The organism is Stenotrophomonas maltophilia (genome assembly GCF_025642255.1).
GTDB lineage: Bacteria > Pseudomonadota > Gammaproteobacteria > Xanthomonadales > Xanthomonadaceae > Stenotrophomonas > Stenotrophomonas maltophilia_P.
Map to the genome: position 1 here is coordinate 1,455,911 of NZ_CP106759.1, position 13,602 is coordinate 1,469,512.

The 13,602-nt window shown below is 66.6% G+C and carries 17 protein-coding genes; 14 read left to right on the forward strand and 3 right to left on the reverse strand.

All coding sequences use genetic code 11. From position 1 onward, the window contains the following. The first annotated feature begins 73 nt into the window (after positions 1-73). The 7 genes from N8888_RS06765 (at position 74) to truD (ending at position 6,163) form a co-directional block, all read left to right on the forward strand. Positions 74-1,738, forward strand: coding sequence for a CTP synthase (locus N8888_RS06765; RefSeq protein WP_065174923.1), 1,665 nt, complete (start codon positions 74-76; stop codon positions 1,736-1,738). Between the two features lie 85 nt (positions 1,739-1,823). After that, the gene (locus N8888_RS06770) at positions 1,824-2,204 is read left to right on the forward strand and encodes a hypothetical protein (protein WP_263177905.1); all 381 of its coding nucleotides are present in this window, start codon (positions 1,824-1,826) and stop codon (positions 2,202-2,204) included. Between the two features lie 53 nt (positions 2,205-2,257). Then, the gene (eno, locus tag N8888_RS06775) at positions 2,258-3,550 is read left to right on the forward strand and encodes a phosphopyruvate hydratase (protein ID WP_053519724.1); all 1,293 of its coding nucleotides are present in this window, start codon (positions 2,258-2,260) and stop codon (positions 3,548-3,550) included. Between the two features lie 4 nt (positions 3,551-3,554). Further along, complete coding sequence (gene ftsB, locus N8888_RS06780; RefSeq protein ID WP_128989041.1) at positions 3,555-3,908, forward strand: cell division protein FtsB; 354 nt, start codon at positions 3,555-3,557, stop codon at positions 3,906-3,908. Continuing rightward, on the forward strand, positions 3,905-4,603 hold the full coding sequence (ispD, locus tag N8888_RS06785; RefSeq protein WP_074901198.1) for a 2-C-methyl-D-erythritol 4-phosphate cytidylyltransferase: 699 nt from the start codon (positions 3,905-3,907) through the stop codon (positions 4,601-4,603). The genes ftsB and ispD overlap by 4 nt, the downstream gene beginning before the upstream one ends. A 34-nt stretch (positions 4,604-4,637) precedes the next feature. After that, complete coding sequence (gene ispF / locus N8888_RS06790) at positions 4,638-5,135, forward strand: 2-C-methyl-D-erythritol 2,4-cyclodiphosphate synthase (RefSeq protein ID WP_164152231.1); 498 nt, start codon at positions 4,638-4,640, stop codon at positions 5,133-5,135. After that, a complete protein-coding gene (gene truD, locus N8888_RS06795) occupies positions 5,132-6,163 on the forward strand; it encodes a tRNA pseudouridine(13) synthase TruD (RefSeq protein ID WP_263177906.1) in 1,032 nt (343 codons plus the stop codon). Before ispF ends, truD begins: the two co-directional genes overlap by 4 nt. A gap of 10 nt (positions 6,164-6,173) precedes the next feature. Here truD and N8888_RS06800 read toward each other — a convergent pair whose 3' ends face one another. Beyond that, the gene (locus tag N8888_RS06800) at positions 6,174-6,713 is read right to left on the reverse strand and encodes a Smr/MutS family protein (protein WP_065181254.1); all 540 of its coding nucleotides are present in this window, start codon (positions 6,711-6,713) and stop codon (positions 6,174-6,176) included. Between the two features lie 209 nt (positions 6,714-6,922). Here N8888_RS06800 and surE point away from each other — a divergent pair, with 209 nt between their 5' ends. The 4 genes from surE to N8888_RS06820 are packed head-to-tail and all read left to right on the forward strand — an operon-like array spanning position 6,923 to position 9,780. Continuing rightward, complete coding sequence (gene surE / locus N8888_RS06805; protein ID WP_053519730.1) at positions 6,923-7,702, forward strand: 5'/3'-nucleotidase SurE; 780 nt, start codon at positions 6,923-6,925, stop codon at positions 7,700-7,702. Further along, on the forward strand, positions 7,699-8,376 hold the full coding sequence (locus N8888_RS06810) for a protein-L-isoaspartate(D-aspartate) O-methyltransferase (protein ID WP_053519731.1): 678 nt from the start codon (positions 7,699-7,701) through the stop codon (positions 8,374-8,376). The genes surE and N8888_RS06810 overlap by 4 nt, the downstream gene beginning before the upstream one ends. 19 nt (positions 8,377-8,395) lie before the next feature. Then, the gene (locus tag N8888_RS06815) at positions 8,396-9,010 is read left to right on the forward strand and encodes a YqaA family protein (RefSeq protein ID WP_053519732.1); all 615 of its coding nucleotides are present in this window, start codon (positions 8,396-8,398) and stop codon (positions 9,008-9,010) included. Continuing rightward, positions 9,007-9,780: a peptidoglycan DD-metalloendopeptidase family protein gene (locus N8888_RS06820; RefSeq protein ID WP_053519733.1), complete on the forward strand. Its 774-nt coding sequence runs from the start codon at positions 9,007-9,009 to the stop codon at positions 9,778-9,780. The genes N8888_RS06815 and N8888_RS06820 overlap by 4 nt, the downstream gene beginning before the upstream one ends. Before the next feature lie 80 nt (positions 9,781-9,860). Here N8888_RS06820 and N8888_RS06825 read toward each other — a convergent pair whose 3' ends face one another. Both N8888_RS06825 and yhbY read right to left on the reverse strand, forming a co-directional pair. Next, entirely contained in the window at positions 9,861-10,235 is a 375-nt protein-coding gene (locus N8888_RS06825; protein ID WP_053519734.1) for an Mth938-like domain-containing protein, read from the reverse strand. Positions 10,236-10,248: 13 nt separating this feature from the next. Beyond that, positions 10,249-10,554: a ribosome assembly RNA-binding protein YhbY gene (gene yhbY / locus N8888_RS06830; RefSeq protein ID WP_263177907.1), complete on the reverse strand. Its 306-nt coding sequence runs from the start codon at positions 10,552-10,554 to the stop codon at positions 10,249-10,251. A gap of 65 nt (positions 10,555-10,619) precedes the next feature. On the opposite strand from yhbY, the gene rlmE reads away from it, so the two are divergent. From rlmE to N8888_RS06845, 3 genes are all read left to right on the forward strand, one after another. Then, a complete protein-coding gene (rlmE, locus tag N8888_RS06835; protein WP_053519736.1) occupies positions 10,620-11,252 on the forward strand; it encodes a 23S rRNA (uridine(2552)-2'-O)-methyltransferase RlmE in 633 nt (210 codons plus the stop codon). A 66-nt stretch (positions 11,253-11,318) separates the two neighbouring features. After that, positions 11,319-13,256 carry an ATP-dependent zinc metalloprotease FtsH gene (gene ftsH, locus N8888_RS06840; protein ID WP_053519737.1) on the forward strand — a complete coding sequence of 646 codons (1,938 nt, stop codon included), beginning with the start codon at positions 11,319-11,321 and terminating at the stop codon, positions 13,254-13,256. Positions 13,257-13,359: 103 nt separating this feature from the next. Continuing rightward, entirely contained in the window at positions 13,360-13,545 is a 186-nt protein-coding gene (locus N8888_RS06845) for a hypothetical protein (protein WP_065179301.1), read from the forward strand. The last annotated feature ends 57 nt before the right edge of the window (positions 13,546-13,602 follow it).

The window sequence follows — 13,602 nt, forward strand, 5'->3', positions numbered from 1 at the left end:
TCAAGCGCCATGTCCGCCCCCAGGGCGTGCGTGGCGCTGTCGTTTTCCATTTCCAGACAGGATGCTTGCAGCCATGACTCCCTTGATTTTCGTAACCGGCGGCGTGGTGTCCTCGCTCGGCAAAGGCATTGCCGCTGCGTCGCTGGCCGCCATTCTCGAAGCCCGTGGCCTGAAGGTCACGATGATGAAGCTCGACCCCTATATCAACGTTGATCCGGGCACCATGAGCCCGTTCCAGCACGGCGAGGTCTATGTCACCGACGACGGTGCCGAGACCGATCTCGATCTGGGCCACTACGAGCGGTTTGTGCGGACGCGCCTGAGCCGCAAGAATTCGGTCACCACCGGTCGCATCTACGAGAACGTGATCCGCAAGGAGCGTCGCGGCGATTACCTTGGCGCGACCGTGCAGGTCATTCCGCACATTACCGACGAGATCCGTCGTTGCATCGACGAAGCCACCGAAGGCTATGACGTCGCCCTGGTCGAGATCGGCGGCACCGTCGGCGACATCGAATCGCTGCCGTTCCTGGAGGCGATCCGCCAGGTGCGTACCGAGCGTGGTCCGGAGAAGGCGCTGTTCATGCACCTCACCCTGGTGCCGTACATCGGCGCGGCCGGCGAACTGAAGACCAAGCCGACCCAGCACTCGGTGAAGGAGCTGCGTTCGATCGGCATCCAGCCGGATGTGCTGTTGTGCCGTTCGGAGCAGGCCGTGCCCGATTCGGAGCGTCGCAAGATCGCCCAGTTCACCAACGTTTCCGAACGCGCCGTGATCAGCGTGCCGGACGTGGATGTGCTGTATCGCATCCCTTCGGGACTGCATGCGCAGGGCCTGGATGAGATTGTCGTCAACCAGCTGAAGCTCGCTGACAAGGCCGGTCCTGTCGATCTGTCGGTGTGGGAGGACGCGGTCGACGCCACGCTGCATCCGCTCGACGAGGTGACCATCGCCGTGGTCGGCAAGTACGTCGACCACCAGGATGCATACAAGTCGGTCGGCGAAGCACTCAAGCATGGTGGCCTGCGCCAGCGCACCCGGGTCAATCTGAAGTGGCTGGAAGCGCAGGACCTGGAAGGCACGGACATGGCCGCGCTGGCCGATGTCGATGGCATCCTGGTGCCGGGCGGATTCGGCGACCGTGGTTTCGAAGGCAAGGTGCTGACCTCGAAGTTCGCCCGCGAGAACCAGGTGCCGTACTTCGGCATCTGCTACGGCATGCAGGCGGCCGTGGTCGATTACGCGCGCAACGTGGTCGGCCTCGAAGGTGCCAACAGCACCGAGAATGATCGCCAGTCGCCAAATCCGGTGATCGGCCTGATCACCGAGTGGCGCACCGCTGCCGGTGACGTCGAGAAGCGCGACGACAAGAGCGACCTGGGCGGCACCATGCGTCTGGGCCTGCAGGAGCAGCGCCTGAAGCCGGGCACGCTGGCGCGTGAGCTGTACGGCAAGGACGTGGTGGCCGAGCGCCACCGCCACCGGTATGAGTTCAACAACCGTTACCGCACCCAGCTGGAAGACGCCGGCCTGGTGATCGCCGGCAAGTCGATGGACGACACCCTGGTGGAAGTGGTCGAGCTGCCGCGCGATGCGCATCCCTGGTTCCTGGCCTGCCAGGCGCATCCGGAGTTCCTGTCCACGCCGCGTGACGGCCACCCGCTGTTCATCGGCTTCATCCGCGCCGCACGCGAGCGCAAGGCCGGTGGCCAGTTGTTGCAGGAAGCGCGCGCCTGACCTGGGCGGGAGCAGGGTCCCGCGCGGGCTGCGCGGGAACCAAGGCGGGCTGCAACTCGAGGCACGTGGGCTCGAAGGTGCTGCGATGAACAGGCCTCCGCACTGGCACCGATGGCCGCTGGGGGCGATCTCGCTGGTATTGGCTGTGCTTGCCTGGGGCGGGATGGCGGTTGGCCTGCTGGTGTTTCTGTCGGCCTCCGGATCCCCTGGTGATGGGGACCAGACCCTGCGTGAGGCACAGCCCGCGCTGTTGTTGGCGATAGGCATGCTGGCCCTGTCCGGCCTGGGCAGCGGCGTGGCTTCGGTGCTGGCCTGGCGACTGCAGCGAGGCCGGGGAATGGCGGCAATTGCGGCGCTGCTGCTCGCTCTGCTGGGGCTGGTGATCAGCCTGCCGGTGCTCGCATCCGTCCGCGATCCGCTGCTGGCCAGCAATGCCATTTGGCAACGGGCGGGCAGCCGGGGATAATCACGCGGCATTCGTTTTGTCGCCCCCTCTCCATACAGGTAACCGGCCCGACCATGAGTACGATCCGCAGCATCCACGCCCGTGAAATCCTCGACAGCCGTGGCAATCCCACGCTGGAAGCCGAAGTCACCCTGGAGGACGGTTCGTTCGGTCGTGCCGCGGTTCCCTCCGGCGCCTCGACCGGTACCAAGGAAGCGGTCGAGCTGCGTGACGGCGACAAGACCCGCTACCTGGGCAAGGGCGTGCGCAAGGCCGTCGACAACGTCAACACGACCATCGCTGCCGCGCTGAAGGGCTTCGAGGCCACCGACCAGTCCGGCCTGGACCGCCGCCTGATCGACCTTGATGGCACCGAGAACAAGGGCCGTCTGGGCGCCAACGCGCTGCTCGGTGTCTCGATGGCGGCCGCGCACGCCGCCGCAGCATCCAGCAAGCAGGCGCTGTGGCAGTACCTGGCCGGCAGGACCGGCGTGACCCCGTCGCTGCCGGTGCCGATGATGAACATCATCAACGGCGGCGCGCATGCCGACAACAACGTCGATTTCCAGGAGTTCATGGTGCTGCCGGTCGGCTTCACTTCGTTCTCCGAAGCGCTGCGCGCCGGCACCGAGATCTTCCACTCGCTGAAGTCGGTGCTGAAGGGGCATGGCCTGAGCACCGCGGTCGGTGACGAAGGCGGCTTCGCACCGGACTTCCGCAGCAACGTCGAGGCGCTGGACACCATTCTCGAAGCGATCGGCAAGGCCGGCTACACCGCGGGCGAGGACGTGCTGCTGGGTCTGGACGTGGCCTCCAGCGAGTTCTTCGAGAACGGCAAGTACAACCTGGTCGGCGAGAACAAGCGCCTGACCTCCGAGCAGTTCGTCGACTTCCTTGCCGACTGGGCCGCGCAGTACCCGATCATCACCATCGAGGACGGCCTGGCCGAGAACGACTGGGCGGGTTGGAAGCTGCTGACCGATCGCATCGGCAAGAAGGTGCAGCTGGTGGGCGATGACCTGTTCGTGACCAATCCGAAGATCTTCCAGGAGGGCATCGACTCCGGTACTGCCAATGCCATCCTGATCAAGGTCAACCAGATCGGCACCCTGAGTGAAACCCTGGAAGCGATTGCGATGGCTGACCGTGCCGGTTATGCCGCTGTCGTCTCGCACCGTTCGGGTGAAACCGAAGACACCACCATCGCCGACATCGCCGTGGCGACCACTGCCACCCAGATCAAGACCGGCTCGCTGTGCCGCAGCGATCGCGTGGCCAAGTACAACCAGCTGCTGCGCATCGAGGAAGCCCTCGGTGCCGGCGCGCGTTACGCCGGTCGTGACGCGTTCGTTTCGCTGAAGCGCTGAGGCCATGCGCGATTGGCGCTGGCTGCTGCTGGTGCTGGCCCTGCTGCTGGCATGGCTGCAGTACCGTTTCTGGTTCGGCCCGGGCAATTCGGGGGAAGTGATGATGCTCGAAGCCCAGGTTGCCGGCCAGGAACGGGACAACGAAGGTCTGCAGCAGCGCAATGATGCGCTGGCTGCCGAAGTGAAGGACCTCAAGGAAGGCCAGTCCGCCATCGAAGAGCGCGCACGCAGTGAGCTGGGCATGATCAAGCCCGGCGAGAAGTTCTACCGGGTGGTCGACGACGCGCCGGTTCGTCCGGCGCAGCCGCCGGTGGCGATGCCCGAACAGGCGGGCGACCACCCGGCGGACGTGCCATGAGCGCGGCGATCTGGGTGGTGGTTCCCGCTGCCGGTCGTGGTGCCCGCTTCGGTGCGCCACTGCCCAAGCAGTATCTGCAGGCGGGCGGGCAGATGCTGCTGGCCCACACCCTGCAGGCACTGCTGGCCCATCCGGCCGTTGCCGGCGCGATGGTGGTGATCGGCGAGAATGACGCGGATTGGCCGGGCTGGAGCGAATGGGCCGGCAAGCCCGTGCTGACCTGCACGGGCGGGGCGACCCGCGCCGCCTCCGTGCTGGCCGGCCTGCTCGCGCTGCCGGAGAGCGTCCGTGCCGACGAGTTCGTGCTGGTGCACGATGCTGCGCGGCCCAATCTGTCGCTGGCCGACCTGGGCCGCCTGCTGGAGGTTGGCCGTACCGATCCGGTCGGGGCCATTCTTGCCGCGCCGGTACGCGACACCCTGAAGCGGGCCGGTGACGATGGTGGCATCGACGGCACCGAGCCACGCGAGCGCCTGTGGCGCGCGCTGACTCCGCAGCTGTTCCGCCGCCATCAGTTGATCCGCGCGCTGACCGACGCCGCTGCGTCCGGCGTGGACGTCACCGACGAAGCCATGGCCATGGAACGCCAGGGCCAGCGCCCGCTGCTGGTTGAAGGCAGCGAGGACAACTTCAAGGTCACCACGCCGGCCGACCTGGACCGCTTCGAATTCGTACTTTCCCGCCGCGCCGGCTGAACGCCCGCGCGGCCCTGCTGCAAGGGTTGCATCCATGAGCACTGCTCCGTTCCCGCCCGTCCGCATCGGCCAGGGCTACGACGTCCACGCCTTTGGTGAGGGTGACCACATCATGCTGGGAGGCGTGCGCGTGCCGCACAGCCACGGTGTGCTCGCGCACAGCGATGGCGACGTGATCCTGCACGCGCTGTGTGACGCCATGCTCGGCGCGCTGGCGCTGGGCGACATCGGCCAGCACTTTCCGCCCAGCGATGATCGCTGGAAGGGGGCCGACAGCAGCGACTTCGTCCGCCACTGCGACGCTCTCCTGCGTGAGCGTGGCTGGTGCGTCGGCAACTCTGATGTCACCGTGATCTGTGAACGACCGAAGGTCGGGCCGCATGCGCTGGCAATGCGTGAATGCATCGCGGCACTGTTGCAGCTGCCACTGGATGCGGTCAGCGTAAAGGCCACCACGTCGGAGAAGCTTGGCTTCACCGGTCGCGGTGAAGGCATCGCGGCACAGGCTGTGGTCCTGCTGGTGGCGGTATGATTCCGCTGCCGCTCGCCTTCGGTGCGCCGCTGCTGCAGGCGCGCATCCGCACCACGCCGGAGGATTTCCAGGTCGACGAGCTGCCGGCCTTTGAGGCCACGGGCGAGGGCGAGCATCTGCTGCTGCATGTCCGCAAGCGCGGTGCCAACACCGTGCATGTGGCCAAGGTGCTGGCCAAGTGGGCTGGCTTGCCGGAGATGGCGGTCAGCTATGCCGGGATGAAGGATCGCCACGCGGTCACCACCCAGCGCTTCAGTGTGCATCTGCCCAAGCGCGTCGCGCCGGATCTGGCGCTGCTGGCCAGCGATGATATCGAAGTGCTCGATGCAACCTGGCACAACCGCAAGCTGCAGCGTGGCGCGCTGGCCGGCAATCGTTTCAGGCTGGTGCTGCGCCAGGTACGCGGCGATGCGGTCGCAATCAGCGAACGCCTGCAGCAGATTGCCGATCGTGGTTTGCCGAACTGGTTCGGCGAGCAGCGTTTCGGCCGCGATGGCGGCAACGTTCCGGCAGCGCTGGCGATGTTCGGTGGCCGCCGCATGCGCAAGGACCAGCGCTCGCTGCTGCTGTCGGCTGCGCGTTCGGCACTGTTCAATCGCGTGCTTGCCGCACGCGTGGAGCAGGGTGTCTGGGACCAGCCGCTGGACGGTGAGGTGTGGATGCTGGATGGCAGCCGCAGCGTGTTTGGTCCGGAGCCTTACACCGATGCACTGGCAGCGCGGCTGGCCGGGTTCGATATCCATCCCAGCGCGCCGTTGTGGGGAGAGGGCGAGCTGCGCAGTACCGGCGCCGCCCGCGAGCTCGAACTGCGTGCGCTCGACGACGAGGAATCGAAGGCGCTGCGTGCCGGACTGGAAGAGGCACGGCTGAAGCAGGAGCGCCGCGCGTTGCGCCTGCGTCCTGCGCTGCTGCAGTACCAGTGGCTGGCGGAAGATGTGCTTGAGCTGTCGTTCGCGCTGCCGCCGGGCTGCTACGCCACCGCGGTCCTGCACGAGCTCGGGCCGGTCGAGGACGCGGCGCAGTCCTGAGCGGATTGCATCAGCGCCGGGACAGCAGCACCAGTACGGCACCCGTTCCGCCCTGGCTGGTCGGCGCCGAATGGAAGGCAAGCACATCATTGCGCAGGCGCAGCAGCCGGTCGACCAGATTCTTCAGGACCGGCGCACCACCGTCGGATTGCAGTCCCTTGCCGTGGATGATGCGCACGCAGCCATACTCATGTGCGTGCGCCTCCAGCAGGAACTGGCGCAGCATGGCCTCGGCCTGCGCTGCGGTCGCGCCATGCAGATCCAGCTCGTCCTGCACCGAGTACTGGCCGCGCTTGAGACGCTGGAACAGCCGCGGCGGAAGGGCGTCGCGCCGGTAGCTGGCCACATCCCCGGCTTCCAGCGGTGCGCTGTCGCGCAACAGCCGGGCGAACTCGCCGGCGGCCTCGGCCTCGTCGCGTTCGGCCATGCGCGCGCGCGGCTTCGGCCGGGCAGCGGCCGGCGCGGGTTCGGCCTCTTTGCGCAGCGGCGTCACTTCGCCGATGGCCGCGCGGAAGAGCGCGGCAGGGTCTTCGTCTTCTGGATGCGACATGCGCACAGGGTAAACCGGTGACGCGGGCCTGCCTATCGCAATGCGAGGCCAGTCGTGACCGCCGGCAGGGTAGGACCTGCGGCTCGCATGCGGCACAATAGACGATGCCCCTGCAGGGTCGTCGGCTTCCGCAGGGAAGCACGACGGTCCCGCCAACACCGCACGGTGACGGAATCGAATTCTTGGAAAATCAAGCGGTTAAATCGAAGATGCGAATTCTGGTCAGTAACGACGATGGCGTCGACGCCGCAGGTATCCGGATGCTTGCCTCGGTACTGCGTGACGCCGGCCACGAAGTGACGGTGGTCGCACCCGACCGCGATCGCTCAGGCGCCAGCAATTCACTGACCCTGGACCTGCCCATCCGGCTCAAGCGCATCGATCACTACACCGTGTCGGTGGCCGGCACGCCCACCGACTGCGTGCATCTGGCGCTGACCGGCCTGCTGGAGTTCGAACCCGACATTGTCGTGTCGGGCATCAACAACGCCGCCAACCTGGGTGACGACGTGATCTATTCCGGAACCGTCTCGGCGGCGATGGAGGGGCGCTTCCTCGGCCTGCCCGCGGTGGCGGTGTCCCTGGTGACCCGCAATCACGATCCCCGTCACTTCGAGACCGCGGCGCGTGCCGCCGTGGAAATCGTCGCCCGCCTCAAGGCCGACCCGCTGCCGGCGGACACCATCCTCAACGTCAACGTGCCCGACCTGCCGTGGACCGAGGTCAAGGGTTTCGAAGTCACCCGGCTGGGCAACCGCCATCGCGCCGAAGGCTGCATCCCGCAGAAGGATCCACGCGGCAACGAGGTGTACTGGATCGGTCCGGCGGGCCGCGAGCAGGACTCCGGCCCCGGCACCGACTTCCACGCGGTGCGTACCGGGCATATCTCGATCACCCCGATCCAGGTGGATCTGACCCGCTATCAGGCGCTTGAGAAAGTGGCCAGCTGGGTCGGCGGTCTCAGCGCCGCGCTGGACCAGCCGGCATGAGCCCACGCCTGCGCCTGCAACCGGAAGCCGTCGGCATCGGCATGACGTCACAGCGCGTCCGCGATCGTCTGGTCGATCGCCTGCGCGAAGCCGGCATCGTCGACGAATCCACGCTGAACGCGATCCGGGTGGTGCCCCGCCATCTGTTCATCGACGAGGCCCTGGCCTCGCGGGCCTATGAAGACACCGCGCTGCCGATCGGCCACGGCCAGACCATCTCGCAACCCTGGGTGGTGGCCCGGATGACCGAAGCGGTCGTGCAGGTGGCGCCCAAGCGGGTGCTGGAAGTGGGGACGGGCTCCGGCTACCAGGCCGCCGTGCTTGGTGCACTGGGTCTGGAGGTCTACACCGTGGAGCGCATCGGCGACCTGCTGCGGCAGGCCCGCAAGCGGTTCCGCGCACTCGGCATGAACATCCGCACCAAGCACGATGACGGCCGTGTCGGCTGGGCCGAGCACGGCCCGTTTGATGCCATCGTCGTCACAGCTGCGGCCCCGGCGCTGGTCGACGCACTGATCGAGCAGCTGGCCGAAGGTGGCCGGCTGGTGGCGCCGGTCGGCGGTGCCAGTGCACAGTCGCTGGTGCAGCTGGACCGCAGGGCCGACGGCAGCGTCGAACAGCGCGTGCTGGCACCGGTCACCTTCGTGCCGCTGCTGTCTGGCATGCTGGATTGAATCCACGGAGCAGGGTTGCATGAAGATTTTCGGACCGCTGTACGAGCGGGCGATGAAGTGGGCGGCGCACGAACGCGCGCCGACCTACCTGACGGTGCTGAGTTTTTTCGAGGCGATCATCTTTCCGGTGATGCCGGAAGTGATGCTGGCCCCGATGTGCGTGGCTCAACCCCGGCGCGGCTGGTGGTTCGCGACCCTCAGCCTGGCCGGTTCGATGGTCGGTGCCGTGGTCGGCTATGCGCTGGGTCACTTCGCATTCGAGGCGATCAAGCCGTTGTTCGAAGTGCTGGGCATGTTGCCGGCAATCGAACAGGGCATCACCACCGTGCAGGAGAAGATGGCCGAATCGCCGTGGGCGGTGTTCACGTTCCTGGTCCTGGGCGGCTTCATGCCGATCCCGATGAAGGTCTTCACGTGGGCATCGGGTATCGTCGGCGTACCGATGCCGCAGTACCTGCTGAGCATGCTGATCGGACGCGGCAAGCGCGTGTATGTGCTCGCTGCCGTGATCCGCATCGGTGGAGCGCGCGCCGAAGCGGCGCTGCGTCGCTGGATTGAACCGCTGGGCTGGATCGCCACCGCGTTGGTGGTGGTGCTGATCGCCTGGCTTGTATGGAGGTCGAAGTTCGCATGAGTGCTGATCGTCTGAGCAAGGGAGTGCGCGTCGGCGCGCTGGTGCTGCTGGTTTCCGGCCTGGCTGCCTGTGGCACTGCCACGGTGGTGCGGCCCAATGGCAGTGGTGGCGGGGCGGCGGTCACTACGCCCAAGACTTCGGTGGCCAAGCCGGGGCAGACCGTGGTCGTGCGCAAGGGCGACACGATCTACGCGCTGGCCCGCATCCACGACATCACCCCGGCCGATCTGATCGCGTGGAACAGCCTGGACAACCCGTCGACGATCTATCCGGGGCAGGTCATCCGCCTGTATCCGCCGGGGGCCAGCAGCGGCCGCGCACCGACCACCGTGGTCACCGCGCCGCGCAGCGGCGGCAGCACGGCACCGGCCACGGCACCGGCCGGTCCGGTGAAGAGCAACATCGCCTGGCGCTGGCCAGCCGATGGCGCGATCGTGGGCCGCTACGTGGCAGGCGACGCAACCAAGCAGGGCGTCGACATTGCCGGCACCAGCGGGCAGGCCGTCAAGGCCACCGCCAACGGTGTGGTGGTGTACTCGGGCGCCGGACTGGTCGGCTATGGCGAGCTGATCATCATCAAGCACAGCGACCAGTGGCTGTCGGCCTACGGCCACAACCGCAAGCGCCTGGTCAACGAGGGACAGAGCGTGAAGGCGGGTGAGCAGATTGCCGAGATGGGGCGCACCGGCGCGAATCGCGACATGCTGCACTTTGAAATCCGCTACAACGGCAAGCCGGTCGATCCGCAGCAGTACCTGCCAGCGCGCTAGCGCAGGCAGGTACGGTAGCGCCGGGCCATGCCCGGCGTATGCGCATCAAGGTAGCGCCGGGCCATGCCCGGCGGTGGTCCTCAACCTTCCAGGATGAACGCGGCCGCCACCTTGCGGCCTTCGCCGGCAAGGATGTTGAAGGTGCGCGCCGCGGCAGGGTTGTTCATCACTTCCAGGCCGATCCCGCGCGACAGGCAGGCGGCCATCACCGCAGCCGACGGAAACACCTGCCGCTCGCCGGTTCCCAGCACGATCAATGCAGGACTCAGTGCCAGCACCGGTTCCAGGTCGGCCACCGTCAGCGCCGCCGCATCGGCGACAGGCCAATGTTCGACCAGCTGGTCCGGCGTCAGCAGAAAGCTGCTGGCCAGCACCGTGTCATTGACCTTGGCCGAGCGGCCATCGGCAGCGCGCAGGCTGTAGGCGTAATCGGGCGGCTCGTGGTTCAGCTGCATGGCGGTAGCGCGATCAGCCGCGCGGCAGCACGATCTGGCGCTGCTCCCTGCTCGGGCGATACAGCACGGCAACGTGACCGATGCGCTGCACCAGCGCACTGTTGGTGGCTTCGACGATCTCGCCGATCATCGCGTCCCGGGCCTCGCGGTCCTCGGCTGCGACCTTGACCTTGACCAGCTCGTGGCGCTCCAGCACTTCGTTCAGCTCCGCGATGAAGGCCGGGGTCACTCCCTTGCCGCCGGTCTGCAGCAGGGCCTTCAGGTCGTGGGCTTGGCCGCGCAGGAAACGGGTCTGGGAGGCGGTCAGGGCGATGGACATGCAGGAAAAGACGGTTGAATGGGGGGATCAGGGTATCATGACGGCCCCATCAGCCCCTATTTCCAATGGCAACCCGCAGCAAAAGCAGCCAGCGCTGGCTCAAGGAACACTTCTCCGACCCCTTCGTGAAGAAGGCGCAGGCCGAAGGCATGCGCTCGCGGGCGGCCTACAAGCTTGAAGAGTTGCTTGAACGTGACCGCCTGCTGAAGCGGAACATGGTCGTGGTGGACCTCGGTGCCGCCCCTGGCGGGTGGTCTCAGCAGGTTCGGAGACAGATGGGCGATACCGGCCGCGTGCTGGCGCTGGACATCCTGGACATGCCGCCGCTGGCGGGTGTGGAGTTCCTTCACGGTGACTTCAGGGAAGAAGCCGTCCTATCTCAGTTCGAAGCCATGCTCGGGGACGAGCCGGTGGACCTTGTGCTGTCGGACATGGCCCCCAATAAAAGTGGCATGGACGCGGTCGACCAGCCGCGGATGATGCATCTGGCGGAGCTGGCGCTGGACTTCGCCGACAACCACCTGAAGACCGGCGGGGCGTTCCTGATCAAGCTGTTCCAGGGTGTGGGCTTTGACGACTACGTGCGTGAAATGCGCCGTCGCTACGACAAGGTCTCCATCCGCAAGCCGGAAGCGTCGCGCAAACGCTCTCCCGAGGTGTACGCCTTGGGTCAGGGCAAACGCGCCCACATGAAGTAAGCTCGCAACGTAAGTTTCAACCCCAACGCAACGCCCGCACTGAGAGGAACACCGGAGCCAATGAGGATGAACGACTTGACCAAGAACCTCCTGCTATGGGTGGTCGTCGCCGTCGTGCTGATGGTGGTCTTCCAGAGCTTCTCGCCCAAGTCCTCCGGGGCCGGTGCGCAGGGTGCGTCCTATTCGCAGTTCCTGGACCAGGTGGACAGCGGCAACGTGCAGAAGGTCGCCTTCGGCGGCGACATGCGCGGCGGCACCAGCCAGATCACCTACACCACCCGGGGTGGACAGTCGTCCACCATCACCGCGCCGTTCGATCGCGACCTGATCAACGTGCTGCGCACCAAGAACGTCGAGATCGTGCAGGAGGAGCCCTCCAGCGGCATCTCCCTGGGCGCGATCCTGATGAATTTCCTGCCGGTCATCCTGATCATCGGCTTCTGGCTGTTCATCATGCGCCAGATGCAGGGCGGCGGCGGCGGCGCCAAGGGCGCGATGTCCTTCGGCAAATCGCGCGCCAAGCTGCAGGGCGAGGACCAGATCAAGGTCACCTTCGCCGATGTCGCCGGCTGCGACGAGGCCAAGGAGGAAGTGGGCGAACTGGTCGACTTCCTGCGCGACCCGTCCAAGTTCACCAAGCTGGGCGGCAAGATTCCGCGTGGCGTGCTGATGGTCGGCCCGCCGGGTACCGGCAAGACGCTGCTGGCCAAGGCCATCGCCGGTGAGGCGAAGGTGCCGTTCTTCTCGATCTCCGGTTCGGACTTCGTGGAAATGTTCGTCGGTGTCGGCGCCAGCCGCGTGCGTGACATGTTCGAGCAGGCCAAGAAGCACGCCCCGTGCATCATCTTCATCGACGAGATCGATGCCGTCGGCCGCCACCGTGGTGCTGGCCTGGGCGGCGGCCACGACGAGCGCGAGCAGACCCTGAACCAGCTGCTGGTCGAGATGGATGGCTTCGAGGGTGGCGAAGGCGTGATCGTGATCGCCGCGACCAACCGTCCGGACGTGCTGGACCCGGCGCTGCTGCGCCCGGGTCGCTTCGATCGCCAGGTGGTGGTCGGTCTGCCCGACGTGAAGGGCCGCGAGCACATCCTGAAGGTGCACATGCGCAAGCTGCCGCTGGCCGACGACGTCGAGCCGCTGGTGATCGCACGCGGTACCCCGGGCTTCTCCGGCGCGGACCTGGCCAACCTCTGCAACGAGGCAGCCCTGTTTGCTGCGCGTGGCAACGAGAAGGAAGTCCGCATGGACCACTTCGACCGTGCCCGTGACAAGATCCTGATGGGTGCCGAGCGCCGTTCGATGGCCATGAGCGAGGAGGAGAAGACGCTCACTGCCTACCACGAAGCCGGCCATGCCATCGTCGGCCGCCTGGTGCCCGAGCACGACCCGGTCTACAAGGTCACGATCATTCCGCGCGGCCGCGCCCTGGGTGTGACCATGTATCTGCCTGAGGGCGACAAGTACTCGATGAACCGCGTGGCGATCCAGTCGCAGCTGTGCTCGCTGTACGGCGGCCGCGTCGCCGAAGAGCTGATCTTCGGCACCGACAAGGTCACCACGGGTGCGTCCAACGACATCGAGCGCGCCACCAAGATGGCCCGCAACATGGTCACCAAGTGGGGCCTGTCCGAAGAACTCGGTCCGATCGCCTATGGCGAGGAGGACGACGAAGTCTTCCTGGGCCGCTCGGTGACGCAGCACAAGAGCGTGTCCAACGACACCGCGCGCCGCATTGACGAGGAAGTGCGCAACATCCTCGACAAGGCCTACGCCCGCACCACCCAGCTGCTGACCGACAACATCGACAAGCTGCACACGATGTCGCAGCTGCTGCTGCAGTACGAGACCATCGACGCGCCGCAGATCGACGCCATCATGGAAGGTCGCGAGCCGCCGCCGCCGGCGGGCTGGAACAAGTCGAACAAGGACGGTGGCAGCAACGACAAGGGCGGTGATGCCCGTCCGCTGCCGCCGATCGCCGGTCCGGCCGAATCGCACTGACGGCCCCGCCGCACGTGACATCAGACGAGGCCGGGGCAACCCGGCTTCGTCGTTTCCGGGCCCTCGGCCCACCCCGAAGAACCGATCTGACGCTGGAGCCCGCATGTCCGCCCCGAAGCCCGAACCGATTTCCCACACCGTCGAGATGGTCATCGCCACCGTGGTCGGCGTGGGTGTGGGCCTGGGGGCCGACAATCTGCTGCTGGGCTGCGTGGTGGGTATTGCGGTGGGCATCGTGCTGAGCATTGCCAGGACCCTGTACGTGGACCGCAAGCGCCGCCGCCGTTGAGGGGTGTCGGCAGGGCTGACGCCCTGCAACCGGACCGGCCCCGCCTTTCATCAGCAA

Excerpts from the sequence above, each read along its gene's own strand:
- N8888_RS06765 (WP_065174923.1), top strand. The coding sequence starts at position 74 with ATGACTCCCTTGATTTTCGTAACCGGCGGCGTGGTGTCCTCGCTCGGC.
- N8888_RS06770 (WP_263177905.1), top strand. The coding sequence starts at position 1,824 with ATGAACAGGCCTCCGCACTGGCACCGATGGCCGCTGGGGGCGATCTCG.
- eno (WP_053519724.1), top strand. The coding sequence starts at position 2,258 with ATGAGTACGATCCGCAGCATCCACGCCCGTGAAATCCTCGACAGCCGT.
- ftsB (WP_128989041.1), top strand. The coding sequence starts at position 3,555 with ATGCGCGATTGGCGCTGGCTGCTGCTGGTGCTGGCCCTGCTGCTGGCA.
- ispD (WP_074901198.1), top strand. The coding sequence starts at position 3,905 with ATGAGCGCGGCGATCTGGGTGGTGGTTCCCGCTGCCGGTCGTGGTGCC.
- ispF (WP_164152231.1), top strand. The coding sequence starts at position 4,638 with ATGAGCACTGCTCCGTTCCCGCCCGTCCGCATCGGCCAGGGCTACGAC.
- truD (WP_263177906.1), top strand. The coding sequence starts at position 5,132 with ATGATTCCGCTGCCGCTCGCCTTCGGTGCGCCGCTGCTGCAGGCGCGC.
- N8888_RS06800 (WP_065181254.1), bottom strand. The coding sequence starts at position 6,713 with ATGTCGCATCCAGAAGACGAAGACCCTGCCGCGCTCTTCCGCGCGGCC.
- surE (WP_053519730.1), top strand. The coding sequence starts at position 6,923 with ATGCGAATTCTGGTCAGTAACGACGATGGCGTCGACGCCGCAGGTATC.
- N8888_RS06810 (WP_053519731.1), top strand. The coding sequence starts at position 7,699 with ATGAGCCCACGCCTGCGCCTGCAACCGGAAGCCGTCGGCATCGGCATG.
- N8888_RS06815 (WP_053519732.1), top strand. The coding sequence starts at position 8,396 with ATGAAGATTTTCGGACCGCTGTACGAGCGGGCGATGAAGTGGGCGGCG.
- N8888_RS06820 (WP_053519733.1), top strand. The coding sequence starts at position 9,007 with ATGAGTGCTGATCGTCTGAGCAAGGGAGTGCGCGTCGGCGCGCTGGTG.
- N8888_RS06825 (WP_053519734.1), bottom strand. The coding sequence starts at position 10,235 with ATGCAGCTGAACCACGAGCCGCCCGATTACGCCTACAGCCTGCGCGCT.
- yhbY (WP_263177907.1), bottom strand. The coding sequence starts at position 10,554 with ATGTCCATCGCCCTGACCGCCTCCCAGACCCGTTTCCTGCGCGGCCAA.
- rlmE (WP_053519736.1), top strand. The coding sequence starts at position 10,620 with ATGGCAACCCGCAGCAAAAGCAGCCAGCGCTGGCTCAAGGAACACTTC.
- ftsH (WP_053519737.1), top strand. The coding sequence starts at position 11,319 with ATGAACGACTTGACCAAGAACCTCCTGCTATGGGTGGTCGTCGCCGTC.
- N8888_RS06845 (WP_065179301.1), top strand. The coding sequence starts at position 13,360 with ATGTCCGCCCCGAAGCCCGAACCGATTTCCCACACCGTCGAGATGGTC.